Annotated in this window: 19 protein-coding genes; 8 read left to right on the plus strand and 11 right to left on the minus strand. The window is 47.4% G+C overall.

Annotated features, from left to right (window positions below):
- Positions 1-99: 99 nt before the first annotated feature.
- Positions 100-1,173, minus strand: coding sequence for a porin (locus B0187_RS03685; RefSeq protein ID WP_078236507.1), 1,074 nt, complete (start codon positions 1,171-1,173; stop codon positions 100-102).
- A gap of 444 nt (positions 1,174-1,617) precedes the next feature.
- Here B0187_RS03685 and lpxB point away from each other — a divergent pair, with 444 nt between their 5' ends.
- A complete protein-coding gene (gene lpxB / locus B0187_RS03690) occupies positions 1,618-2,778 on the plus strand; it encodes a lipid-A-disaccharide synthase (RefSeq protein ID WP_078236508.1) in 1,161 nt (386 codons plus the stop codon).
- A gap of 50 nt (positions 2,779-2,828) precedes the next feature.
- Here the strand turns inward: lpxB and dinB are convergent, their stop codons facing one another.
- Positions 2,829-3,920 (minus strand): DNA polymerase IV, encoded by a 1,092-nt coding sequence (gene dinB, locus B0187_RS03695; RefSeq protein WP_078236509.1) that lies wholly within the window; start codon positions 3,918-3,920, stop codon positions 2,829-2,831.
- Positions 3,921-4,073: 153 nt separating this feature from the next.
- Between dinB and B0187_RS03700 the strand changes: the two genes are divergently transcribed.
- Together B0187_RS03700 and B0187_RS03705 are read left to right on the plus strand one after the other, a co-directional pair.
- The gene (locus B0187_RS03700) at positions 4,074-8,810 is read left to right on the plus strand and encodes an autotransporter domain-containing protein (RefSeq protein ID WP_078236510.1); all 4,737 of its coding nucleotides are present in this window, start codon (positions 4,074-4,076) and stop codon (positions 8,808-8,810) included.
- A gap of 112 nt (positions 8,811-8,922) precedes the next feature.
- The gene (locus tag B0187_RS03705; protein ID WP_078236511.1) at positions 8,923-9,828 is read left to right on the plus strand and encodes a LysO family transporter; all 906 of its coding nucleotides are present in this window, start codon (positions 8,923-8,925) and stop codon (positions 9,826-9,828) included.
- A 4-nt stretch (positions 9,829-9,832) separates the two neighbouring features.
- On the opposite strand, the gene B0187_RS03710 is transcribed toward B0187_RS03705, so the two are convergent.
- The 3 genes from B0187_RS03710 to B0187_RS10420 all read right to left on the minus strand — a co-directional run bounded on the left by B0187_RS03710 (position 9,833) and on the right by B0187_RS10420 (position 11,880).
- Positions 9,833-10,342 carry a GNAT family N-acetyltransferase gene (locus B0187_RS03710; RefSeq protein ID WP_078236512.1) on the minus strand — a complete coding sequence of 170 codons (510 nt, stop codon included), beginning with the start codon at positions 10,340-10,342 and terminating at the stop codon, positions 9,833-9,835.
- Positions 10,343-10,450: 108 nt separating this feature from the next.
- Positions 10,451-11,719 (minus strand): UDP-N-acetyl-D-mannosamine dehydrogenase, encoded by a 1,269-nt coding sequence (wecC, locus tag B0187_RS03715; protein WP_078236513.1) that lies wholly within the window; start codon positions 11,717-11,719, stop codon positions 10,451-10,453.
- 29 nt (positions 11,720-11,748) lie between these two features.
- Complete coding sequence (locus B0187_RS10420) at positions 11,749-11,880, minus strand: hypothetical protein (RefSeq protein WP_281247595.1); 132 nt, start codon at positions 11,878-11,880, stop codon at positions 11,749-11,751.
- A 37-nt stretch (positions 11,881-11,917) separates the two neighbouring features.
- On the opposite strand from B0187_RS10420, the gene B0187_RS03720 reads away from it, so the two are divergent.
- Entirely contained in the window at positions 11,918-12,226 is a 309-nt protein-coding gene (locus B0187_RS03720; RefSeq protein ID WP_078236514.1) for an addiction module antidote protein, read from the plus strand.
- A gap of 30 nt (positions 12,227-12,256) precedes the next feature.
- Here the strand turns inward: B0187_RS03720 and wecB are convergent, their stop codons facing one another.
- Genes wecB through wecA form a run of 3 tightly spaced genes read right to left on the minus strand, consistent with a single transcriptional unit; the run spans position 12,257 to position 15,378 of the window.
- On the minus strand, positions 12,257-13,399 hold the full coding sequence (gene wecB, locus B0187_RS03725; RefSeq protein WP_078236515.1) for a non-hydrolyzing UDP-N-acetylglucosamine 2-epimerase: 1,143 nt from the start codon (positions 13,397-13,399) through the stop codon (positions 12,257-12,259).
- Positions 13,392-14,297: a Wzz/FepE/Etk N-terminal domain-containing protein gene (locus B0187_RS03730; protein ID WP_078236516.1), complete on the minus strand. Its 906-nt coding sequence runs from the start codon at positions 14,295-14,297 to the stop codon at positions 13,392-13,394. Before B0187_RS03730 ends, wecB begins: the two co-directional genes overlap by 8 nt.
- A gap of 13 nt (positions 14,298-14,310) precedes the next feature.
- Entirely contained in the window at positions 14,311-15,378 is a 1,068-nt protein-coding gene (gene wecA / locus B0187_RS03735) for a UDP-N-acetylglucosamine--undecaprenyl-phosphate N-acetylglucosaminephosphotransferase (RefSeq protein WP_078236517.1), read from the minus strand.
- A 142-nt stretch (positions 15,379-15,520) separates the two neighbouring features.
- On the opposite strand from wecA, the gene hemL reads away from it, so the two are divergent.
- The gene (gene hemL, locus B0187_RS03740; protein WP_078236518.1) at positions 15,521-16,804 is read left to right on the plus strand and encodes a glutamate-1-semialdehyde 2,1-aminomutase; all 1,284 of its coding nucleotides are present in this window, start codon (positions 15,521-15,523) and stop codon (positions 16,802-16,804) included.
- A gap of 58 nt (positions 16,805-16,862) precedes the next feature.
- Here hemL and rluC read toward each other — a convergent pair whose 3' ends face one another.
- Positions 16,863-17,819 (minus strand): 23S rRNA pseudouridine(955/2504/2580) synthase RluC, encoded by a 957-nt coding sequence (gene rluC / locus B0187_RS03745; protein WP_078236519.1) that lies wholly within the window; start codon positions 17,817-17,819, stop codon positions 16,863-16,865.
- 80 nt (positions 17,820-17,899) lie between these two features.
- Here rluC and B0187_RS03750 point away from each other — a divergent pair, with 80 nt between their 5' ends.
- The 3 genes from B0187_RS03750 (at position 17,900) to fgbA (ending at position 22,844) form a co-directional block, all read left to right on the plus strand.
- Complete coding sequence (locus B0187_RS03750) at positions 17,900-18,832, plus strand: mechanosensitive ion channel family protein (protein WP_078236520.1); 933 nt, start codon at positions 17,900-17,902, stop codon at positions 18,830-18,832.
- Positions 18,833-19,201: 369 nt separating this feature from the next.
- Positions 19,202-22,162, plus strand: coding sequence for a ribonuclease E (gene rne, locus B0187_RS03755; protein WP_211272704.1), 2,961 nt, complete (start codon positions 19,202-19,204; stop codon positions 22,160-22,162).
- Positions 22,163-22,313: 151 nt separating this feature from the next.
- Entirely contained in the window at positions 22,314-22,844 is a 531-nt protein-coding gene (gene fgbA / locus B0187_RS03760; protein WP_078236521.1) for a fibrinogen binder A, read from the plus strand.
- Positions 22,845-22,901: 57 nt separating this feature from the next.
- On the opposite strand, the gene B0187_RS03765 is transcribed toward fgbA, so the two are convergent.
- Positions 22,902-23,474, minus strand: a complete 573-nt coding sequence (locus B0187_RS03765) for an anthranilate synthase component II (protein WP_078236522.1) — start codon at positions 23,472-23,474, stop codon at positions 22,902-22,904.
- A complete protein-coding gene (locus B0187_RS03770; protein ID WP_078236523.1) occupies positions 23,455-25,083 on the minus strand; it encodes a DNA recombination protein RmuC in 1,629 nt (542 codons plus the stop codon). Before B0187_RS03770 ends, B0187_RS03765 begins: the two co-directional genes overlap by 20 nt.
- Positions 25,084-25,567 lie beyond the last annotated feature (484 nt).

A 25,567-nucleotide genomic window follows, 5' to 3' on the forward strand; every position in this document is an offset into this window, starting at 1 on the left:
CATAAATACAAACTTTCCCTTTGCAGAATGAGGGTGTTAGTAATCAATAAAAAAGGCGGAATTTCCGCCTTTTTATTATTAAGTTATCAAGAACTTTGATTACCAATACGCACGAACACCAATAACGGTGGTGTTATCACGCACTTTTGAGGTTTTTGCACCGTTGGTGTAGTTTTTGGTGCTTGCTGTTTTCCACTCTACGAAGGTTTTTAAGTATTTCGGTACGATGTAATACTCTGTGCCCACCATAAATTCGTGGGTTTTCGCTTTGCGGTTGTTCGCTGAGGTTTTGTCGGTTTTGAACGCATACATTGTGTAAGCGTTTAATTGGTCGGTAACTTTTTGGTAAACCACCGTTCTCACTTGGTTTTGGGTGCGTTTATTACCCAAAATACCGCTTTGGTTTTTACCGATGCTACGCTCTAAGTCTAAGCCAAGGGTGGTTTTGTCAAAGGTGTATTTGGTGCCGAGTGAGTAAGCGGTACGATTTGAATCGTTCATAAAACGCTCGCGAGTTACGCCCGTTGCCACGGTGGCACTTTGTTTGTCGTCAATTTTGTGCTTGTAGATTGCCGCCAAACCCCATACATCTTTACGCTCAACGGCCAAATCTAAACCGTTGTTGCCACGTTGGCTGCGGTCGCCGTAGAATCCACCCACTTTTAAGCCCTCGATGCCTTGGTAGCTATATTGTAACGCACGGCGAGCTGAACCTACTAATAAACCCTCGCTGAGACTTAATGTGTTTGGTAGGTCGGTTTGTTTCACTTCATCGGTAATCACAGTCATATTACCGTAAAGTACTTCGCCGTATTTTTTGTTGCCGATACCCGCATAAAGTTGGCGTGTGTAAATATCGTCAAAATCGTGTTGTGAGCGAGATGTGCCACGGAAACGCCATTCGACACGACCAATCCCGTAGTAGCCGTAACCTAACTCTTGGCTCGCTTTAAAGCCGAAACGTGAGCTGTTATTTCTCACCGCTTCATTGATATGCTCACGGGTTGTTCCCGCTGCGGTTGAGGTTTTGTTTGAGTTGCTGGTCCATTTCAAACGAGCCGATCCCGTAAAATCGACTTTTGTGCCTAAATCTTCGTTTTCATAGACAGTAATAGCGGAAGCCGTATTCACCGCTAAGGCAAGTGCCGAAATGGCAAGGGTTACTTTTTTCATCATTGACTCCGAGTTTAAGAAAAAGTGGCGAAAGGTTATCCGAAACCGATTGCGAGTGCAAGGCGATTTGGTTGTTTGATATTCCCACCCGTTATAATGGGCGAGAATTACGCCAATTTTAGGTTAATTTCAATGCAAGGGGTGGGATCATTAAAAATTCACATAAATATTCGTCAAAACCCAAATCTCTGCTCGAACAAAATCCCCCCATCATTTTGCGTTGAGCGTTTCGTCAATTTCAAGGTCAATTTGTACTGTTTGAGCCTACACAGTAGGCGAGTTTACAAATTGACCGCAGAAATTAGAAACAAGCGAAACAACAGCAAAATGTCTGGGGTCGCCTTTCTTTTTGGTTACTTTTTCTTTGGCGAAGCAAAGAAAAAGTAACAGAACCAAAAATACGCTATAATCCCCCCCACTTTTCACTTCAAAATGGATCGATTTATGCAAACAAATTCCCCCGTAATTGCGATTGTCGCAGGCGAGATTTCTGGCGATATTTTAGGGGCTGGGCTGATTTCTGCCCTTAAAATTCACTACCCTCACGCTCGTTTTGTCGGGGTGGCTGGCGAGCGAATGAAACAGGCTGGCTGTGAAAGTCTGTTTGATATGGAAGAACTGGCGGTGATGGGCTTGGCGGAAGTGGTGAAACATTTGCCACGCCTGCTGAAACGGCGGAAGCAGGTGATCGATACAATGCTCGAACTCAAACCCGATGTGTTTATCGGCATTGACGCCCCTGATTTTAACCTTGATGTCGAGCTGAAATTAAAGGCGAACGGGATTAAAACCATTCACTACGTTAGCCCGTCCGTGTGGGCGTGGCGGCAAAATCGGGTGCATAAAATCGGCAAGGCGACCGACCTCGTCCTCGCCTTTCTGCCCTTTGAAAAAGCCTTTTACGACCGCTTTAACGTGCCGTGTCGTTTTATCGGGCATACAATGGCGGACGCAATCCCCCTCAAACCGAGCCGTGCGGAGGCGTGCCAAGCCTTGAATTTGGACGAAAATCAACGCTATCTAGCGATTTTGTGTGGTAGTCGCGGTAGCGAAGTGGCATTTTTAAGTGAGCCATTCCTCAAAACCGCTCAAATCCTCAAACAGAAATATCCCGACCTGCAATTTTTAGTGCCGATGGTCAATCAAACACGGATCGACCAATTTAACCAAATCAAAGCGAAAATCGCCCCTGATCTCGATCTGCACATTTTGCACGGCAACGCTCGCCAAGCGATGATCGCCGCCGAAGCAACTCTACTCGCCTCTGGCACAGCGGCGTTGGAAGCGATGTTGTGTAAATCGCCAATGGTGGTGGGCTACAAAATGAAACCGCTCACCTATTCGATTGCGAAACGGATGGTCAAAACCAATTACATCTCGTTGCCAAATTTACTCGCCAATGCACCGCTTGTACCCGAGTTAATTCAGCACGAATGTACCCCTGAAAACTTAGCCGCGGCGTTGAGCGGTTATTTATCAACCGATCCTGAACAAAAAATCCAAACCCACGCCCTCAAACAACGCTTCACCGAGTTGCATCAACAAATCCAATGCAACGCCGATCAACAAGCAGCACAGGCTGTGGTGGATGTGATTTATGGTTGAGAAAGGTTTTTTTGGGAAATTTCCCAAAATCCCACCCCTTGCAACAGGTTTTAATCATTCCACAATCCAAGTTGCCCGTGATTGGGTTTTTCTGGATTTTTGGATTCAGGGAAATGGGTGTTTAGCCCGATTAGGCGTACTTTTCGTCCGTCTCGCCGTTGCCAGATTTGGGTGAGTAATGCCAAAAATTGGGCTTTTTCAAAGCCTTGTTCGGTTGTTTTTTCGAGAGTGGTTTGGGTGAAATCGTCAAATTTGAGCTTGATCCCCAATTTCTTAAATTCGCTCAACGGCTTGTCGCCCCAGTTGCGTTCAAGGCGGAAACGCAATTTTTCAAACAGTTCTTCGACAAATTTTTCCGCTTCGCTCAGATCGTCAATATCTTCCAGTAGGGTGTTTTCCACCGCTTGCGATTTACGCGGGCGATTGACTTCCACCCCTCGCTCATCAATGGCGTGGCTAAAATCCCACAATCGCTGCCCAAATTTGCCGAAATGGTGCAAAATGGTGGCACGATCCGACCGCTGAATGTCGGCACAGGTGTGAAAACCGAGCTGTTTCAATTTTTCGTGGGTAACTTTGCCGACCCCAGGGATTTTTTTGAGGGGCAATTTCGCCACAAAATCCGCCACATTTTCGGGCGGGATCACAAATTGTCCGTTCGGTTTATTTTGATCTGAGGCAATCTTGGCGAGAAATTTCAAAGGGGCGACCCCAGCGGATGCGGTCAATTTCAATTCGTCCCAAATTGCTTGGCGAATGGCTTGGGCGATCCACGTTGCTGAGCCAAAACAATGCGGATTATTGCTCACATCGAGATAGGCTTCATCGAGGGAAAGCGGTTCAATCACGTCCGTATAACGGCGGAAAATTTGATGAATTTGTGCCGAAATGCCTTTATATAACGGCATATTGATGGGAAGTAGCACCAAATGCGGGCAACGTTTCAACGCTTGGGCGGACGACATCGCACTATGCAAACCAAATTTGCGTGCTTCATAATTGCAAGTGGCAAGCACCCCACGCTGATCGAGCGAACCACCGACCGCAATCGGCTTACCCACCAGCGAGGGGTTATCTCGTATTTCCACCGCCGCATAAAAGCAGTCCATATCAATATGAATGATTTTTCGCACTTCCGACATTCAAAATTTCCCACCAAACCATCGCTTGATTATGGCAGAAAACTGGATAAAAATACATATCCAATATGCATATTTGTAAATAAGATTGATTATCATTTTCTTAAAACTTAAAATCCACACTCTATTTAATGTTATTGATAAAAGGGGATTTTAATGAATTTACATAAAAACCATTCTGCCTTGTGGAAGTTAAGTGCTATTTCGGTGGCGATTGCAAGCGTATCTGGCTTTGCTTATGAACAAGGGAAAGGAAAAATCGCTCAAATTGCAGTGGGTGAGAAAGTTGAGAAAATCGATCAGGTTACTAGCGAAGATTTAAACGAACGGATTCGAGGGGAATTTGACCGTTCGGGTAATCCTGTGCGGATTATTTGGTATGAGGATGATATTCAAACGGGGGCAAATAACCAAGGGCAAATTCACGGCAAAGTGATTGCGGAAGGTAGAGAAACCCAAACGAGTGAACAACGTGCCAGTGCCATTGCGGTGGAAGCCCAAGGAAACGGCATTGATGCACTCGGTTGGTCTGCTCCGTCAAATCCACGCGATGTGGATTTCCATTTAACCACTATTACCAACAGTGGGCGTGTTCTAGGGGAAGCCGATTTAACCGCTGGTAAAGCAGAAACACACGGTGATGTGCAAAGTTTTGGCAGCGGAAACGGGATTTCGATTATTTCTCTCTCCGATTACGGTAAAAGCAATGTGCAGGCAGGGGCGGACGGTGTTGTCGATGGTTATAGCGGTGCAACGGGTATTTCATCACGCTCGGTTCGCTCTGCCACGACCAGCACTCGCTCAACGGCAAGCACGGAAAGCCTACCTCTCACGCCTGAAACGGCTGAATCGGATATGTACGGCAAAACCGCCAAAGTGGTGCTAGATAAATTGGAAAATAGCGGTACGATTGAAGGAAAATTTAGCGGCAAAGCGGATCAATCGATCACCATTCCCCATACAGCAAGCTATAAACCACAATTTTATAATGTGGTGGCTTCGGCAGTGGGTAATGCGTTAAATGCAGCATCTTATGTGAATACGATTGATCGCTACACTTATTCTGAACAGAAGCAAAATCACGCTGAAATTGGTAATATCAATAATAGTGGCACAATGTTGGGTAATGCCGATCTATTGGCAGGTAAAAATATCACCCATACCCGCACCCATTCTTCAAATTCGGGCAATGCGGTTTCTGCTTTTGCCAAATCAGGAAGTTATGCCAAACATAGCACGGTTGCCAAAGTCGGCGATATTGAAAATAGCGGGCAGTTAGTAGGGCAATTACGCCAAGTGTCAGGGCAAAACTCTAATTATCAAGGGTATCATCTTTATTCTGATGCCGTGGCTTATGGCAGTGGTAATGGGGTTTCTGTTACCACCGATTCTTATAATTACAACGTGCCGACCACCTCATCTAGCCTTGGGAATGTCACCAATTCAGGCAAAATCAGTGGTTCAGGTGAATTAAAAGCAGGCTCAGGAATGGGCGTGCTAATGGCTCAATCCTATGCGTCTGGTAATGGTCTTTCTGTTTATGCACACGGCAAAAATGAAACCAGCTCGTTGGGGAATGTGGAAAATAAAGGGATTATCAAAGGCGAAATGACCGTCTATGGCGGAGCAACTAACGGTAAAGTTTTCGTGCCAGAAATTACCGAAACCAAACCGCAAACAAGTTCATCGTCCCTCTCTGCTTGGCTCGCGCCAAGTCGCCCAGCGGCTAAACAGAGCAACCTTAATCATCAAGCGAGTACGGTTCAAAGCCAAACCGATGTTCACGCCAGCGGTAATGGCATTTCCGTTTGGACTTACGGCGAATCAGGCTCTCAAAATAGCAATCCGTGGCTCGCCCCTAACAAGCAGACCAAAATTAAATCAACCCTTGGCAACATTGATAACCAAGGGGTGATCAGTGGTTACAACAAGGTTTATCAAGGCTTTTCCCAAAATGAAAATACACGGGTAGATTATCGTAATAACGGAAATGGGATCAGCATTGATGCCGAAACTAATGCCAATATTACAAATGCAGGGATCATTTCGGGCAGTTTGAGTGCCATTCTCGCACAGGGCAAAATTGATTCCAGATTCAGTTTTAGCCAACCCACTTATCAATCAGGTTTCAAAGGCAAAGTGGAAAACTATGGGATTATGGCGGGTCGTATGATTACAGGCGGCTATCAATTAGAAAATAATAATCCACAGGTGCATAAATACTTTGAAGCCACCCCAGCTCAAATGCAAAATAAAGGGATTTATGTTCGCCTTGATGCCACAGGGAATATTAGCTCCGTGGAACGTGCCGAAAATTCTACCTTTACGAATAAACAAGGCGTGCAATATCACATCATTAACGCACCGCTTGTTTCAGAAAATAAAGATAGCGAACTAAACGCGGAGGCATTTTATAATCACTCTATCATCAATGGCGTTGGATTAAATAATGGGACGTTAGTCGCCAATAAAGGTCTTGTCGTTCAAGATAGTATTATCAATGGCTTCCGAACTGCCTTGAAACTAAATAGCGACCAGACGGCAATCCTGATGGATAGCACCTTAAATGCCAATGGTTTCAATGTAAACCAAGATCAGCCGACCTATGCCATTTTAGGTAATCAAGAGAACAACAATCTGATCCTAGGAGGGAAAAGCAGCCAGATCAACGGTAACATTGATCTTAAAGGCGGTGATGATTCACTCACTATGGCTTCCTCAACAGTCAAATTTAATGGAAATACCCTTGATATGGGCGAGGGAAATGACCGCCTTAAATTTGGCGTTGATAGCACAAATCCGCCTCCAACAACCACGCCAATTCGGGTCGATTATGCGGTCAAAAATGCGGAAACCGTCGAAGTGAATCAACCAACCACCTTTACCGCAGAGGCGAAAATCACCGGTACGGATCAAATTGCACTGAATAGCAACCTCACCTATCAAGTGCCGACGCCAACACAACACGCCCTCTACGATAATAACCGCACGGGTAAAATTGCCTTAACGGGGCAGGGAAATTTTGTGGTAGATATTGCGCAATCTCCGGCAAATTATGAAGTAAGTTTTGGCAAGTTACAGCTAGAAAATCAGGAAAATGGCGTTAAATTTAGTACCTCCAATGCAGTGCAAGCGGTGGAATTAAAAGAGGGCAAACTGGTTATCAATCCAAAAGCCCCAGAGCCGCCTGCTCCAACCAAGGAAGAGCTGGAACAAGCGAATCAACAAGCCAACCAGCTACAAGATCAGTTCAATCAATTACAGCAAGATTTAGCCAACAAACAAGCTGAACTGGAACGCTTGCAAGCGACAAAAAATCAGTCGGATCTGACCGCTAGCAAAGCTCAACAGTCGCAAGCCACAACTGCTGAACAACTTGCCAAAGCGGAACAAGATCTCGCAAATAAACAGGCAGAATTGGCACGTTTACAAACGGCAAAAAATCAGTCGGATCTGACCGCTAGCAAGGCTCAACAATCGCAAGCCACAACCGCCGAGCAACTTGCCAAAGCGGAACAAGAGCTTGCTAACAAACAGGTGGAATTGGCACGTTTACAAACTGCAAAAAATCAGTCGGATCTGACCGCTAGCAAAGCTGAACAATCGCAAGCGACAACCGCCGAGCAACTTGCCAAAGCGAAGCAAGAGCTTGCCAATAAACAGGCGGAATTGGCACGTTTACAAACGGCAAAAAATCAATCGGATCTGACCGCTAGCAAGGCTCTACAATCGCAAGCCACAACTGCCGAACAACTTGCCAAAGCGGAGCAAGAGCTTGCTAAACAAAAAGCAGAGCTTGAACGCTTACAAAAGGTTAAAAATCAAACGGCAACGAAAGCTGACACTTTTGCGACATCCTATTCAGCCGCTTACCAAAGCTACATTCAAGCGTGGCAACGCACTGGCGTGAATATGTTAGAGAAATCGGCTTCGACCAAAGATAAATCGGCGGAACAAGCCAACCGAGCGGTCAATCAATATCTTGCCAAAACCGTTAAGCAAAATATCTATGGCGGTATTCCACGCCTTGCACAAGATAACAGCTCTCGCTACCGTGAGCAGATTTTGAGCAGCGATAATCCTTTGGGGCAGGGGCAAATTCAAGTGAATGCTGCTACACCCCATCAAAAACAACGTTTTAGCCATGTGGTTGATTCCGCACAATTCGCAGGCGTACTCACCTCCGGTCGCTATGGCGTTACGGATCAGCTTGCATTAGGGATGGCGTTCGGCACAGGCAAAACCGCATTGAATGGTATCAATCAAGATAAATTAAAAGGCAACGATCATTTTGCTAGCTTATTCTTGAATTACCATCCAAACAACTGGACATTGAGTGCTGGCGTGGGATATGGCGTGCTTGATTTGAAAGGCACTCGAACCATCGATAACAGATTTGATTCCGCTAAATTTGAGAGCAAAGCCAAAGCAAATCGTGTTAGCCTCTATTCGCAACTCAAATATACGTTACCGCTTTCTGACATCTGGTCGATTGAGCCGAAAATTGGCGTTGCCCACCAGTTCACCAAACAGAGTGAAATTCGCGAAACAGGCGTGACTGGGTTAGTTGCCGAACCATTAAAACAAAACACCACAGAATTGTCCGCAGGTTCAGATCTGATTGCGAAAATACCAACCGCCAATGGCAAAATGCAGGCTAAACTCTCATTGGCTTATCTTGCCACCTCGGGTGAAAAAGATCTAACGGCACGCTTTAATGGTGGCTCACCATTCAGATTGGATACCGTCAAATCACCAAATCAAGTGCAACTTGGGCTAGGCGTGGGTTATCAATGGCATAACGGTTTTGCCTTGAATCTTGATGCTTCACATCGTGCAAGCAAAACCGTTAAACAAACGGCGATAAATGCCGGCGTTTCCTACCAGTGGTAGTGAAATAATCCTCCTGCAAGCGGGTAAATTTGTAAAAATTTTTGCAAATCTACCCGCTTGTTTTTTCAATTATGGCATACTACGTCCATTTTAAATTTAGGGGGAAATTTCAATGTTATTCGGTCTTTCGATTGTATTTATTCCACTCGTATTGGGCTATCTGTTTCGTTTCGCCAACCATCAGGCGTTGCTCGGCAAAATCACGATGCTTTGCCTCTATTTGATTTTGTTGGCGATGGGGATTTCGGTCGGGCAGTTAGACGATTTAACCACCAAACTGCCCCAAATCGGGGCGATTGCGTTCGGGGCTTGTGCGATTTTATTTTTGAGCAACGTGGCGTGCATTGCGATTTTCGATCTGTTCCGCCCCCTTTCGCAAAAAACGGACGAAAACCAACCGCTTCCCTCTCGCCTCGCCCAACTGTGGGAATCATTGCAACTCTGTTTGACCGTGTTCGCTGGCGTGCTCATCGGCTTTTTCAGCAAAGGGATTATCGACTTTCCGCTACACAGCAGCACCTACGTTTTGGTGGTAATGATTTTCTGCGTAGGCAGCCAATTACGCAGCAGTGGCATTCCGTTGCGAGAAGTGTTTATCAACAAACGCGGCTGGCAAGCCTCGATTTTGTTTATTGTGAGCTGTTTGCTCGGCGGCGTAGTGTTGGGCTATCTGTTCGATTTGCCAATGGCGAGAGCCTTAGCGATTGCCTCGGGCTTTGGCTGGTATTCCTTGTCAAGCGTGCTGTTGAACGATGCGTGGGGGGCAGTTTACGGCAGCATTGCGTTCTTCAACGACTTGGCGAGAGAAATTTTGTGCCTGCTGTTTATTCCGTTCTTGATGAAACGGTTGCCGTCCACCGCCGTAAGTGTCGCAGGGGCAACCGCAATGGACTGCACCCTGCCGATTATCCAAAAATCGGGCGGGATTCAAATCGTCCCCTTCGCAATGAGCTTCGGCGTGATTATCAACCTCGCCGCCCCGATTTTATTGGCGTTTTTTATTGGGGTGGGGTCATAATTATCTAAAATCCCACCCCTTGCAACGGTTCAATCTGCCGTCCATTCTGGTCAAAATTCGCCTTATCTAGCCAGCGTTCAAGTCGGATTTTATTGGCGTGCCATTCGTGGTCGAGTAGGGAAAACCAGGCGGTGTCGCGGGTGCGGTTTTTGTACACTTGCATTTGGCGGAATGTGCCTTCGTAGCGGAAGCCGAGGCGTTCGGCGGCGTGGCGTGAGGGGGCGTTGAGGGCGTCGCATTTCCATTCGTAACGGCGGTAGCCCAGCGTTTCAAACACATATTTCATCACGAGATATTGGGCTTCGGTTGCCATTCGGGTGCGTTGTAGGGCGGTGGAATAGACCACCCAGCCCATTTCAAGGGTGCGGTTGTGGCGGTCGATTCGCATTAGGGCAAAACTTCCCAAAATCTGACCGCTTGTTTTGGCTTTGATCTCGAGATAATAGGGATCAGTCGATTGGTGCATTTGGGCTTCAAACGGCTCGAAATCCGCTCGGCTGGCGAAAGGCTCAATCGGTAAATATGTCCAATTTTGATAATTCTCAAAAAAAGAAAGAGTTTAGCATTTCTTTTTAAAAATCTAACCGCTTGTTGGCTAATTTTTATTTATTCTAATGTTGTTCTATTTAACCCAAATCCCTCTGGTATCAACAATCCACCGTTGGCGAATTTCGCTCACAGGCTTGGCTTTAAATGGTTTGTGATCGACTAAAAGCACCAAAATATCCGCTTGTTCGAGGGCGTTCTCAAAATCGACCAATTTTACTTTACCTGCCAAAGATTTCGGCAACTCAGCCACATTCGGCTCAACTGCCCAAACTTCATCCGAATGCCAATCGGCAAGTTCGGCGGTAATTTCCACCGAAGGGCTTTCTCGCAAGTCGTCAATATCAGGTTTGAACGCCAAGCCCAAGCAGGCGATTTTCACTTCGCTCGCTTTTACGTTTTTCGCCGTAACACAATCCGCCAAGGCTGATTTGACTTTGTCGATCACCCAGTGCGGTTTGTGATCGTTCACTTCACGAGCGGTTCGGATCAGGCGAGCCTGCTCTGGGGCTTGTGCCACGATAAACCACGGATCGACAGCGATGCAATGTCCGCCCACGCCTGCCCCAGGTTGCAGAATGTTCACACGCGGGTGGCGGTTCGCCAATGCAATCAATTCCCACACGCTGATGTTGAGTTTGTCGCAAATCAACGAAAGCTCGTTGGCGAAAGCGATGTTCACATCACGGAAGCTGTTTTCGGTGAGTTTGCACATTTCGGCGGTACGAGCGTTGGTTTGAATGCACTCGCCTTTAACAAAAATTTGATACAAAGCCACCGCTTGTTCGGCACATTTTGGGGTCAAACCGCCGATCACTCGGTCGTTTTCAAACAGCTCGGTCATAATTTTGCCCGGCAACACACGTTCAGGGCAGTAAGCGAGATGAATATCGGCGTTTTCGCCTGCGTCCGTTGGGAACGAAAGATCAGGACGAGCCTGTTTAAGCCATTGCTCAACGGATTCGGTCGCTCCGACTGGCGAGGTGGATTCCAACACCACCAAATCGCCCTTTTTCAACACAGGGGCAATCGACTTCGCCGCCGCTTCCACATAGGCAAGATCGGGTTGATAATCGCCCTTGAATGGGGTCGGCACCGCGATCAAAAACGCGTCCGCAGGTTGCACCGTTAAACTCGCCGATAGCTTGCCCTGCTCAACCGCACGATGCACCGCCACATCTAAATCAGGTTCAACAATATGAATTTTGCCTTGGTTGATCGTCTCCACCGCCACAGGGTTCACATCTACCCCCAACACTCGCTTTCCTGCGGAAGCGAATGCCGTGGCGGTTGGCAAACCAATGTAGCCCAAACCGATCACCGAAATGGTATTAAATGTTTTCATTTTTTCTCGTCAATCAAAAAAGAGGGCTATTATAGCCCAGCTGATCCATTTTTTATTTGCACAAATTGGTTTTCTTCTGTATTGTTTTCAGTACAAAATTCAAACGTTTTTAATGCGTAACCCCACATCTTTCCGCCCCAAGCGGGCAGATTTTTCAACATTTCTACGAGATAAATTTGTACAAAATAGGATTAAAAAATGAGTAATTTAGCTTTCGATGAAAAATATGGCGTGAAAACATTTGATGTGGCGGAACACCTCAAAAATGATGAGTTGATTGCCCTTTATCTTGCAGAAATTTTGAAAGACGGCACAGATGAAGAATTTATCCAAGCCCTCAATGATGTGGCACGAGCCAAAGGAATGAACGAATTGGCTCAAAAAGCAGGGATTGGGCGAGAAAGTCTTTATCAAACCCTTTCCTCAAAAAAGCCTCGTTTTGAGACGATCCGCAAGATTTTAAATGCCTTAAATATCGAACTCGTGCCAACCATCAAAACTGTCTAAACCAAAAGAGGCGAATGCCTCTTTTTTGATTTATCTATCCCCTTGCAACTGCTGATTTAAAATATCCACAATCCGCTGGCAAGCATCGCCGTTGCCGTAGGGGTTGTGGGCTTGTGCCATTTGTTGGTAGGCGGTGGGGTTGGTCAGTAAAGCGGTGGTTTCTTGGCAAATTTTAGTGGGGTCTGTGCCGACTAATTTTACTGTGCCAGCTTCGACCGCCTCGAACCGCTCGGTGCTTTCTCGCATTACCAACACGGGCTTGCCGAGGGCGGGGGCTTCTTCTTGGATTCCGCCCGAGTCAGTCAAAATCAAATAGGCTTGATCCATTAAATAGACGAAGGGCAGGTAATCCTGAGGTTCGATCAAAAAGATGTTTTCAAACTTGGTGAGCCAGCGATGAACGGGTTCTTGCACTTTAGGGTTGAGATGAACGGGGTACACAATCTGCACCGTGGGGTGCTGTTCCGCCAGCGTTGCCAAGGCTTGGCAAATCCGCTCAAAGCCCTCGCCAAAATGTTCTCGGCGGTGAGCGGTAACCAAAATCATTTTTTGATCAGGGTTTAAAAAGGGGTAACGTGCCGCCAACGCCGTTGCAAGCGGTGGGTTTTGCTGAATTTTTTGGCGAACCTCAAACAAAGCGTCAATCACGGTGTTGCCTGTTACCCAAATTCGCTCGGCGGATTTGCCCTCTCGCAACAAATTGGCTTGGGCGGACAGCGTAGGGGCGAAGTGATAATCGGCAAGCACGCCCGTTAAAGCTCGGTTGCCCTCTTCGGGAAAGGGGGATTTGAGATTGTGGGTGCGTAGTCCTGCTTCAACGTGTGCAATCAGAATCTTGGCGTAAAAGCTGGCGAGGGCAGCAGAAAATGAGGTGGTGGTGTCGCCGTGGACGATCACAAGATCGGGGCGAAATGCCTCAAAAATTGGGGGTAATTTTTGTAAGACTTTGGCGGTAATGTCGGCGAGGGATTGCCCGTTCGCCATAATGTTGAGATCAAAATCAGGTGTGATCTCAAACAGATCAAGCACCTGATCCAGCATTTGCCGATGTTGCCCCGTTACGCAAATTTTGACGTTACAAGCGGTCTGTTTCGCCAATAATTTTGCGAGGGGGGCGAGTTTGATCGCCTCTGGGCGAGTGCCAAAGACGATCAAGATATTGCGATTAGCCATTTTGTGCCGATTTTGGCGAACGGCGAGCGGAAAGCCCGATCATTCCGAGCAATAAACCGCTCAATGCCCCGATCATCGCCCAAATCGAACGTTTTGGGGCAATTGGCGAGCCAGCTTCCGTTGGGCTTTGCACAAAACGGTAAGCGACTAATTTATCATCAAGGGGCTGCACGGTTTTCATAATGTTAAGTTTACCGTTCCAATCTTGCATTGCAATTTGGTTGCCCTGTTGGGTCGGGCCGAGTTTCAATTCCGTTGCATTTTTCACTTGTTGGAACAGGATTTTCCACTTCGCAATCAAATCGGTGTTGAGGTTTACACGGGTTTGCTGATTGGCAAATTGAATGAAGCCGTTAAGCATTTTTGCAGCTTCATCGGTTTTGGTTGAGGTTACGCTCAAACTGTCCGCTGTGCCTTTGTTGAGGTTGGCTCGTTGGAAGTTGAATTGGCTGGAAAGTTGTTCCATTGCCGCCGTTTCGGAAATGTTTTCCGTTTGGGATTTCACTTTCACTAAGTTGGTGCGAGTGAGGTAATCTTTCAGCACATCAGGCGAGGTTAAATTACGTTTAAATTCTTGATAAGCGGATTCGGTTGCCATTTGTTCCGCTGTTTGTGAACGTTGTGGGGCAAGGCTGAATTGACCCTGTTCGTTTTTTAATAGGGTGTAAGATTGTGGCTCGCCACCGTTCAAAAAGGTGTAGGTTGAGTAAAGATCGAAATAGTTACCCAATTCGCTCACTTTCGGCTGGTCAAATTGTGCTGTCGCTCGCCATTTTGGGGTTTGCACATAGCTTGCCCCAAAGCCGATCCCCGCCCCAATGGCGGTGGTTAAAGCAAGGGTGATCGCCCCTGTCAAAATGGTTTTGGTAGTTGAAGATGTTTTTTGTTCTTGTTCCATTTGATCTTACCTTTTATGAAATTTGTTGTTTGCGTTTCGCTCTACGCTTCATTCGGCGAATAAAACGGGTTACCCGCCACGCGTGAGTAATGGAATACGCATAAAGAAAAAATAAGCCGATAAAGCCAATCGACATTACCCATTGATTCCAATAATAACGCTCGCCGAGTACGCCAATGGTGGCACAAACGCCCGCCCCGAATGTGATAACGGCTAAGGCTTGGCGAGAGGTTAAGCCTGCTCGCATCATTAAATGGTGCAGGTGCAAGCGGTCGGGACGGAACGGGCTTTTGCCTTTTTTCAAGCGGCGGATAATCACCGCCACCATATCAATTAACGGCACGGCGATTAGCCATAAGCCTGTAATCGGGCTGATAGAATGCCCTTGCCCCTGCGTGCTGAGTAGCAAAATCCAGATAATCGTGAAGCCAATCAACGTACTGCCCGAATCGCCCATAAAGACTTTCCATTTCGCCCCAAACAGGCTGAGATTGAACATCGCATAGGGGATTAGCACTACCACAATCGCAAAGCACCAGTAAGCGAGGATATATTGACTATCTAGCCACATCAAAGTTCCAATGCCGAGAAAACTCACGCTCGAAAGCCCTGCGAGCAAGCCGTCAATGCCGTCAATCATATTGAACGCATTGATTACGCCAATGGTTACTAATACGGTGAACACTACGCCCAACACGCCTAATTCTAAGCTAAATGGGGCGATCAGTTGCCCTAAACTTTCGAGGGATAATCCGCTGTAAATCATTAGCCCTGCGAGGGTCGCTTGAATAATCGCTCGCAAAAAGGGGCTAACATCAAAGCGATCATCTAGCACGCCGATAATCAGCAACGCCGTTACCGAAGAGAGATAGAGCCACGGCAGTTCCATTTGATCCCATTGCAACAGGTAAAAGGTAAGGTTGCCGAGAAAGAGGGCAATCCCCCCAATCAGCGGAATCAAGCCCTGATGACGTTTGCGGTAATTCGGTTTATCCACCAAGCCGATTTTTTCGGCGACAGGACGCATTGCGATCAACGCAGTAAAAGAAACAAGAAATACAGCAACAAAAGTCAGCCACATCAAAATGCGAACCCTCAACAAGTGGAAAATTCAAAATGTGCGGATCATAACATAACCGCTAAAACACTCAATTTTTTTCATCTGTTTTGTGAATTTAAAGTACAATATCGCCCATTTTGATTGATTTAAAAAAGGAACAACAATGCAATCTTCTCAATCTCTGTTTGAAAAAGCCCAAAAAGTGATCCCGGGTGGGGTAAATTCGCCGGTGCGAGCGTTCAAAGGCGTGGGTGGCACGCCGTTATTTATCGAAAAAGCCGAAGGGGCTTATATTTTCGATAGCGAGGGCAAGCGTTATATTGATTACGTTGGCTCGTGGGGTCCAATGGTGTTAGGGCATAACCACCCTGCGATTATCAAAGCGGTGTTGGACGCTGTGCCGAACGGATTAAGTTTCGGTGCACCAACCGCCCGTGAAATTGAATTAGCCGAATTAGTTTGCCAGCTCGTGCCGTCTATCGAAATGGTGCGAATGGTCAGCTCTGGCACGGAAGCGACAATGTCTGCGATCCGCCTTGCACGAGGCTACACAGGGCGAGATAAAATCATCAAATTTGAGGGCTGTTATCACGGACATTCCGATTCCCTACTCGTCAAAGCAGGATCAGGTGCTTTGACCCTTGGTCAGCCAAGTTCGCCAGGTGTGCCAGAAGATTTCGCCAAGCATACGCTCACTTGCGAATACAACAACCTCGACAGCGTGAAACAAGCCTTTGAGCAATATCCCGACCAAATCGCCTGTTTGATTATCGAACCCGTGGCGGGCAATATGAACTGCATTCCGCCAACAGCAGGCTTCTTGCAAGGCTTGCGTGAGCTTTGCACCCAATACGGGGCAGTGTTTATTATTGACGAAGTGATGACAGGCTTTCGTGTCGCCCTCGGCGGTGCGCAAAGCTACTACGGCGTTACCCCTGATCTTACCACCCTCGGCAAAATCATCGGCGGCGGAATGCCAGTCGGGGCGTTCGGCGGTAAAAAAGAGATTATGGAATATATCGCCCCAACCGGCCCTGTTTACCAAGCAGGCACTTTATCGGGCAATCCAATCGCAATGGCAGCAGGTTTAGCGTGCTTAACCGAACTGTCAAAATCGGGCAATGAGCAACTGCTCGCCGATAAAACCAAAACCCTCGCCGAAGGCTTGAAAGCCCTAGCCGACAAGCACGGTATCCCATTCACGGTACAATATGTGGGCGGAATGTTCGGCATTTTCTTTACCGAACAAGAAAAAGTGGCAAGCTACCAAGATGTGATGAAATGTGATGTACAAAAATTCAACACATTCTTCCACAAAATGCTCGCCCACGGCGTTTACCTCGCCCCATCGGCATTCGAGGCAGGTTTTATGTCCCTCGCCCACAGCGACCAAGACATCGCCGACACCCTCGCCGCTGCGGATAAGGTTTTTGCGGAAATGAAATAATTTGCCGTGCAAGGGGCAGGATTTCCGAAAATTTCGATCATCCCCCCTTGCAAATTGATTACCCTCTCAACTTCGCCAACACCCCTTTGAGGTTTTTGTCGAGGGGGGCGGTGATATGCATTTGTTCATCGGTTTTGGGGTGGATGAAGCGGATCGAGTGGGCGTGTAGGAACAAGCGGTTTAGCCCTGTCTCTTTCATTTTTTGGTCGAAATCTTGATCGCCGTATTTGTCGTCTAACGCAATCGGATGCCCTGCGTATTGGGTATGCACGCGGATTTGGTGGGTTCGCCCCGTGATTGGCGAGGCTTTGACGAGGGTAGCGGTTGGGTAGCGTTCCTCAATGGCAAAACGGGTTTCGGACGGTTTGCCCTCTTCGCTCACTTTCACAATCCGCTCGCCGCTCGCCAGTTCGTTTTTGAGCAACGGGGCTTTGATCGCCTTAACGTGAGCCTGCCATTGCCCTCGCACGAGGGCGAGGTAATCTTTTTGCACCACTTTTTCACGAAGCTGTTCGTGTAGGGAACGCAACGCCGAGCGTTTTTTCGCCACCAGCAGAATACCCGAGGTGTCGCGGTCGATTCGATGCACCAATTCCAAAAAACGAGCCTGAGGACGCAACGCTCGCAAGGCTTCGATCACGCCGAAGCTCAATCCGCTGCCGCCGTGCACCGCAATCCCCGAGGGCTTGTTGATCACCAGCAATACCTCATCTTCATACAAAATCTGCTGTTCGAGTTCAGCGACTTTATTCAGTTTGGTGGATATTGGCGGTTCGTTTTTTTCCGCCACTCGTACGGGCGGCACTCGCACCACATCATCGGTTTGCAATTTATATTCAGGCTTGATTCGCCCTTTGTTTACACGCACCTCGCCCTTGCGAACAATGCGGTAAATCAGGCTTTTCGGCACACCTTTCAGTTTGGCGAGCAGGAAATTATCGAGGCGTTGCCCTGCCTCGTCTTCGCTGATGGTAAAAAATTGTACCGCGGCACTAATGATTTTTTCTGTTGTCATTGATTACATCGTGATAAAAAATAATGCAAATCCTACCATAAAATCTATGCTAGGATTGCATTTTTTCATAAGAGGTAAATATGACAACAACGACCACCAATGACACCGCAGATAAGGCGGTGCAAGCTCTCACTAACTTGCCCGAAAAGACGGTTGAGGTACTAAAACAAGCGGAAACAATGGATCTCAACACCATTCTGAATCAATGGATTATCCCTTACGGCACGAAAATTTTGCTGGCGATTGCGATTTTTGTGATCGGGCGTTATCTGGCACGTTTTTTCAGCAATATTTTGAGCAAGGGCGTTTTGCTATCCAGCAAAGACGAAATGTTGCATAGTTTCGTCCGCTCAATGAGCTATTTTCTGTTTTTGCTGATTACCGTGATCGCCTCGCTCTCGCAACTGGGGATTAACACCAGTTCGCTGGTGGCGTTGATTGGTGCGGCAGGTTTGGCGATTGGTTTGGCGTTGCAAAATTCCCTGCAAAATTTTGCGGCGGGCGTGATGATTTTGATCTTCAAACCATTCAAAAAAGATGATTTTATCGAAGCGGGCGGTGTGTCGGGCAAGGTGCGACAAATGGGCTTGCTGATGTTGGAACTTCGCACCCCCGACAATAAAACCATTCTCGTGCCAAACGGCAAGGTGTTTGCCGACAGCATTACCAACTATTCTCGCAACAAAACTCGCCGTATTGATATGATTTTCGACATCGCTTACGAGGCGGATATCGCCAAAGCGAAAGCGATTATCGCCGATTGCTTGAAAGCCGACGAGCGAGTGCTAACCACCCCTGAACCTGTGATTTCGGTCGGCAATTTGGCGGCGAGCAGCGTGCAGATTTTCGTCCGTCCGTGGGTCAAAACCGCCGATTTCGCAACCACCCAGTTTGCGATTATGGAAAGCGTCAAAATCGCCTTTGATCGTGAGGGAATTTCCATTCCTTACAACCAACTCGATCTGCATTTACCGCAGGAATTGTTGGGGGCGTTGGAAAAACCGTCAAAATAATTCACAAGGGGCATTCGGAACGCCCCTTTTTTATGCTTGCAAGGGGTGCGATTGCGTGAAATTTCCACCCCCTTTTCCTTGCCACTTCCCCCCGAAAAATGGCATAATGCCGTGCTTTTTTGTGTGCCTAATTTGCAAGGCAATTTGAGGTAAAAATTTGCTCAAATCCCACCGCTTGCAAGCAAGTTTATGCAAGTTAAGTGATTGATTATGCGGTCAATTTAGTCAAACGAATTGAGTGTAAGACGTGATCGCACAAGGTGAGCCTAATAGGCGTAAAAAGCAAATCGTTGCGAGGAACTGACCGTCGTGAGATAGCCAACGAACTTCCACGCTTTATAAAATCAAAAAGAAAGATGAGAAAACACAATGAAAAGAATGTTAATCAACGCAACGCAAAAAGAAGAGTTGCGAGTTGCCCTCGTTGATGGGCAGCGACTGTTCGATCTGGATATTGAAAACCCAGGCTTCGAGCAGAAAAAATCGAATATCTACAAGGGCAAAATTACCCGTGTCGAGCCAAGTCTTGAAGCCGCATTTGTCGATTATGGTGCGGAACGCCACGGTTTCCTTCCCCTCAAAGAAATCTCTCGTGATTATTTCCCTGCCGATTATGTGTTCCAAGGTCGCCCAAATATCAAAGATATTATTCAAGAAGGGCAAGAAGTTATCGTTCAAGTGAGCAAAGAAGAGCGTGGCAACAAAGGGGCAGCCCTGACCACCTTTATTTCATTGGCGGGTAGCTATTTGGTGTTAATGCCGAACAATCCGCGTGCGGGGGGGATTTCTCGCCGCATTGAGGGCGATGAGCGTTTGGAACTCAAAGAAGCGTTGGATTGCCTTGATGTGCCTGATGATGTGGGCTTGATCGTGCGTACCGCTGGCGTGGGCAAATCGCCAGAGGAATTGCAGTGGGACTTAAAAGTGCTGCTGCACCATTGGGATGCGATTAAAAAAGCGGCGGAATCCCGTCCAGCCCCGTTCCTCATTCATCAAGAAAGCGATGTGATTGTGCGTGCAATTCGCGATTATCTTCGCCGTGATATTGGCGAGATTTTAATCGACAACAAAAAAGTGTTCGAGAAAGCCAAAAATCACATTCGCCTTGTTCGCCCTGATTTTATCAACCGTGTTCGCCTTTATGAGGGCGAAGTGCCGTTGTTCAGCCATTATCAAATTGAGTCGCAGATTGAATCCGCTTTCCAACGTGAAGTGCGTTTGCCGTCTGGCGGTTCGATTGTAATTGATGTTACGGAAGCCTTAACCGCAATTGATATTAACTCGTCTCGTTCCACCCGTGGTGGCGACATTGAGGAAACCGCCCTCAACACCAACTTAGAGGCGGCGGACGAAATCGCTCGCCAGTTGCGTTTACGCGATTTGGGCGGTTTGATCGTAATCGACTTCATTGATATGACCCCAGTCCGCCACCAGCGTGAAGTGGAAAATCGTATCCGTGAGGCAACCCGTCAAGATCGTGCCAGAATCCAATTCGGTCGCATTTCACGCTTCGGCTTGCTCGAAATGAGCCGTCAGCGTTTAAGCCCATCATTGAGCGAAGCGTCTAGCCACGTTTGCCCTCGTTGCCAAGGCACAGGCAAGGTGCGTGATAACGAGTCGATTGCCCTTTCAATCTTGCGTTTACTCGAAGAAGAGGCGATCAAAGAGAACACCGCCCAAGTGCATACCATTGTGCCAGTGGAAGTAGCGTCTTACTTGCTCAACGAAAAACGCAAAGCGATTTCCAGCATTGAAAAACGCCACGATGTGCAAGTGATTGTGGTGCCGACTGAAAGTATGGAAACCCCACATTTCAGCGTTTACCGCTTGCGTGAAAACGATGTCGTGCCAACATTGAGCTACGATCTTGCCAAACATTATCAAGCGTTGGAAGAACAGCAACCGCACTATCATCACAACCATAGTTCAGCGGAAGAAACCCTCGTTACTCGCAACGAACCTGTGATTACGGTGGAATCGGTGCTACAAAGCAGCGAGTTGAATTTACAACCTGCCCCAACCCCTGTTGAGCCTGCGAAACCGTCTCTGTTGAGCCGTTTATTCGCCACGATCAAAGGGTGGTTCAAATCGGAAGAAGAGCCAGCGAAAAAGCCAAAAGGCAAAAACCGCAATCCGCGTGATCGCCGTCAGCAACGCCGTGAGCGTCCGTCTCGTCAAGAGAAAAACGAGCAACGCAAAGCTCAGCAAGACGAAGCGAGAAATAGCCAACAGCGTGAAAAAGCGGATCGCAACGAGCCGAAAAAAGCACGCCGTCAAGTGGTGGAAGAAGTCGCTGGGGCAAGCCAAGCGGAAGCCTTTGAGCCACGCCAGCAAAATGTCTCAGAACGTCGCCAACGCCGTGATTTACGCAAAAAAGTGCGAGTGGATAATGTGGAAGCGAACGACAATCTCGATGCGGTAAACAATGTTGTGGCGACCGAAAGTGTTGCCCCACAAGCCTTTACCGCAAAAGAGGCGGAAGCACCGCAAAAATTTGAGCAAAACCCACCGCTTGCAACGGACATTCCAGCAGAAAGCTCAATGGAAAGCGTAGCAACCTTTGAGGAACAAGGTTTCGAGCAAGGTGCAGATCGTCAAGAGCGTGAAAACGGTCGCCAACGCCGTCTGCCTCGCCATTTGCGTGTCGGCAACCAACGCCGCCGTGATGATCGCCGCCGCAACGAGCCAAAAGCCCCAATGCCGTTAAGTTCGGCAGTGGCTTCGCCAGAGCTGGCAAGCGGTAAGATTTGGGTGAAATTTGACAGCCCGAAAGTGGAAGAAAAACCACGTTTCCTGTCGGTCGATGAAATGTTGCAACAGCAAGAGCCACAAGTTCAAACTGCGAAAGCCCAATCAGCACCGTTCGAGCCAGTGTTGCCAATCTCGGAAATGCCAGTCGCCAGCCAAAGCACGGCAAGCGTGCCGTTCGGTGGTTTTGTGTCGCAACCAAGTGAGCGTGATCTCGTTAAAGAGAAAAACGAACGAGTGGCGGCTCAACAGCAATCCGCCCAAGCGGTCGAAAGCAAAGCAGGTTCAGCAATGATTGGGGCAACCCAACCGCCAGCGGTGGAAGCGATTGCTGCCGTGCAGCAGCCAACGTCCAGCTACCAAAGCGACTACCGCTTTGAGGGCAAACTCGGCACATTCTCGCGAGCGGAACACACCAAATCGGCGATGACCCAAGCGAAAACCGAGGGCGAAATGGCGAAGCCTTACCCAATCGTAGAGTGGCAGTATTCACGCTACTACTTCTACGGCAAAGGTTTCGGGGGACATTCCAGTGCCGTCAGCCACGTTCATTCCGCCCCACGTTCCACCGCGAACGAATAAGGTGCATAATGCCTAACAAATTGCCGAGCCGAAAGGTTCGGTAATTTTTTTTATGGCGTGAATGAACTTCTCGGATTTTACTGTGTCTTAACCACCGCAATTACTTGATCCCATTTGGGGTTTTTCTTTTCTTACATTGAGGAATAAACCAATGAAAAAATCATTATTAGCTATCGTTTTAGGTTCAGTATTCGCATTAACCGCTTGTGATCAAGCACAACAGGCGAAACAAGCGGTCGAAAACAAAGCTGCCGAAGTAAAACAAGCTGCAACCGATGCGACTAACGCCGTTGCTGAGAAAGCCGCAGAAGTGAAAGATGCAGCAGCCGCAAAAGTGGAAGAAGCAAAACAAGCAACTGCTGACGCAGCAAACGCTGTGGCGGACAAAGCAACAGAAATGAAAGATGCCGCAGCTGCAAAAGTGGAAGAAGCGAAACAAGCAACTGCTGACGCAGCAAACGCTGTGGCGGACAAAGCAACAGAAATGAAAGATGCGGCAGCTACAAAAGTGGAAGAAGCGAAACAAGCAACTGCTGACGCAGCAAATGCTGTGGCTGACAAAGCCACAGAAATGAAAGATGCCGCAGCTACAAAAGTGGAAGAATCGAAACAAGCGACTGCTGACGCAGTAAAAGCGGTTGAAGAAAAAGCGACCGAAGTGAAAGATGCTGTAACTAAGTAAGTTTAAAATTTTAAAGTAGTACGACTGTAAAAATACCCGCTTTCGAGCGGGTGTTTTTTATACTTTTTTATAACTCAACCAGTTGCGTAGCATCTGTTCGCCAAACTCGGTCATAAAGGATTCGGGGTGGAATTGCACCCCGAAAATCGGTAAATCTTGATGTTTGAACGCCATTAACACCCCTTGATCGCAGGTGGACGTGGCGACAAGCGGTGTGTTAGCGAGGGATTTTGGCGAAATCGCCCACGAGTGGTAAAGCCCGATGCCAAAAGTATCGGGCAGGTTGGCAAACAGCGGATTAGGCTGTTGCTGAATCAGAGGGCGTTTCTGCCCGTGTCGCACTTGGTTGAGGTTGTAAAGCTCGCCACCAAAAAACTCGCACAGGGTTTGATGTCCTAAACAAACCCCCAAAATCGATTTGCGTTGATGATAACGATCCAACATTGCGAACAGATTGGGGTAGGCTCGTGGCACATCAGGACCGGGCGAGATCAAAATATGGCTAAATTTTTCGACTTCGTCCAAATCTAATTTTTCCGCCGACACCACCTCAAAGGACGTGCCGATTTTGCGGAACAGATCGACCAAATTAAAAGTAAAAGAGTCGTGATTATCCACGATCAGCAACATCGCTCGCCCCCTTTTGTTCGGCAATCAACACCTCTAACCGTGCGGTTTCCACCTCACTATTTAGTAGTTCAATTTGTGGTACTTCTTGGCTGGCTTTTGCCGAAAGTTTTTGGAAACGTTCCACCTTGCCGAGCAAACCTTGTTTGCCGACAAGGGCGGTAACTGTTTGATTATATTGATTATTTGCGGTGGTAATCGTATTCCCCAAACGGTTCAAACGCTCGGCAATGGTGCAAACTTGGTTATAAATTTCCCCCGCTTTTTCGCTGATTTCCCTCGCCTCATTGTTGCCCCGTTCAATCCGCCATAGGTTCGCCACCGTGCGTAAAATCGGCATTAGGGTGGTGTGCGAAACTAAAATCACGTTGCGTTCGTAGCCGTAATTGAACAGGTGCGGATCGTGCTTCATCGCCTCGATGTAAGCTGGCTCAATCGGCACGAACATCAGCACAAAATCGGGGCTTTTGATCCCCAACAGCTCGCTATATTTTTTCTTCGCCAAACCGTCAATGTGGGATCGCAGGGATTTGCAATGCTCGTCCAACGCCTGCGAGATTGCAAAATTTTCGTGGGATCGTACCGCTTGATCATAGGCGAGTAGCGACACTTTGCTGTCGATCACAAGGTGTTTTTGGTCGGGCAAATGCACCACAAAATCAGGGAAAGCACTTTTCCCTTCTTCATTTTTGTAATGCTCTTGGGCGATATAATGCTCACCCGCCAGCAAGCCCGCCGCCTGCAATGCACTTTCCAACTGCACCTCGCCCCAGTTGCCGACCACCTTATTATTGCCCTTCAACGCCGTGGCGAGATTTTGGGCTTCTTCCGACATCGACACCCCGATTTGCAGCACCCGTTTAATCTCAGCCTCTAAATTCGCCGTGCCTTTTATCGACTCGCTATGCACCTCATTCACCCGCTTTTGAAAACCCTCGATCTGCTCTTTGAACGGTTTGAGCAACGCCTCTAACGAAGATTGGTTGCTCTCACTAAACGAACGGCTTTTTTCCTCTAAAATTTGCTGGGCGAGGTGCTGAAATTCCACGTTAAGTTGTTGTTTTACCTCAATAAAATTACGCTGTTGAGCCTCAAAATTCGCCTGTTTTTCGGCAAGGGTGGTGCGAAGTTCGGTCAATTCCTGCTGAACCTGATGAAGTTGCCCCAACAAGCGGTGGTTTTCCTGCGATTTTTCGCTGATCTGCTGCTGGGATTGTTGCAGTTGCTCATCCAATGTTTCCGCTTTGGTGGTGGCTGAACCAACCCGCTCTTTTAGCTCGTTAACATAACTTTCAAGGCGATTTTCTTCCTGCTCGGCGATTTCAATTTTGTGGCTAATCGTTTGAATTTGTTGATCTTTTTCGCTAATGCGTTGCAAGCTCGCCTCTAATTGGGTTTTATACTGCACCGCCCACTGCTCAATCTGATTTTTATCCAACAAAATCTGATCGTGCTTTTGCTGAATTTGAACCAGATCTTGCTGACTTCTTTCAAGATCTAAGCGTAATTCTCTGGCATCTCGCTGATAATGGGATTGCAAAAAAAAGAGATAAATCGAAACCAAAAACAAAATAAAAAGGGCAAGATAAAGCCAAATTGGGTCAATGTTCATCGTGGATTGCGGAAAATACTGTAAAAAAATTGAGTGGATTTTAGCACATTATTTTAACTCTTACGATGTGATTCTCTGCAAGGGGTGGGATTTTGGGGAATTTCGAGGTTTTTTGTGAATGTGAAAATTTTTCAAAATCCTACCCCTTGTTTGGGATTTGTTACTTTTTCTTTGCTTCGCCAAAGAAAAAGTAACCAAAAAGAAAGGCGACCCCCGAGCATTTTGCTATTGTTTCGCTTGTTTCTAATTTCTGCGGTCAATTTGTAAACTCGCTGACTTCGTCAGCTCAAACAGTACAAATTGACCTTGAAATTGACGAAACCGCTCAACGCAAAATGACGGGGGATTTTTTGTTCGAGCAAGATCACTGTTTGTAGGGGCGGATTTTATATCCGCCCTTATACGAAATTTTTGAAAATCCTACCCCTTGCTGTTGATTATTTCAGCGAAAAGTAGAATTTTCTTGCATAAATATGCAATAAAT

It is taken from the genome of Haemophilus paracuniculus, assembly GCF_002015115.1.
GTDB classification, from domain to species: Bacteria; Pseudomonadota; Gammaproteobacteria; order Enterobacterales; family Pasteurellaceae; genus Haemophilus_E; species Haemophilus_E paracuniculus.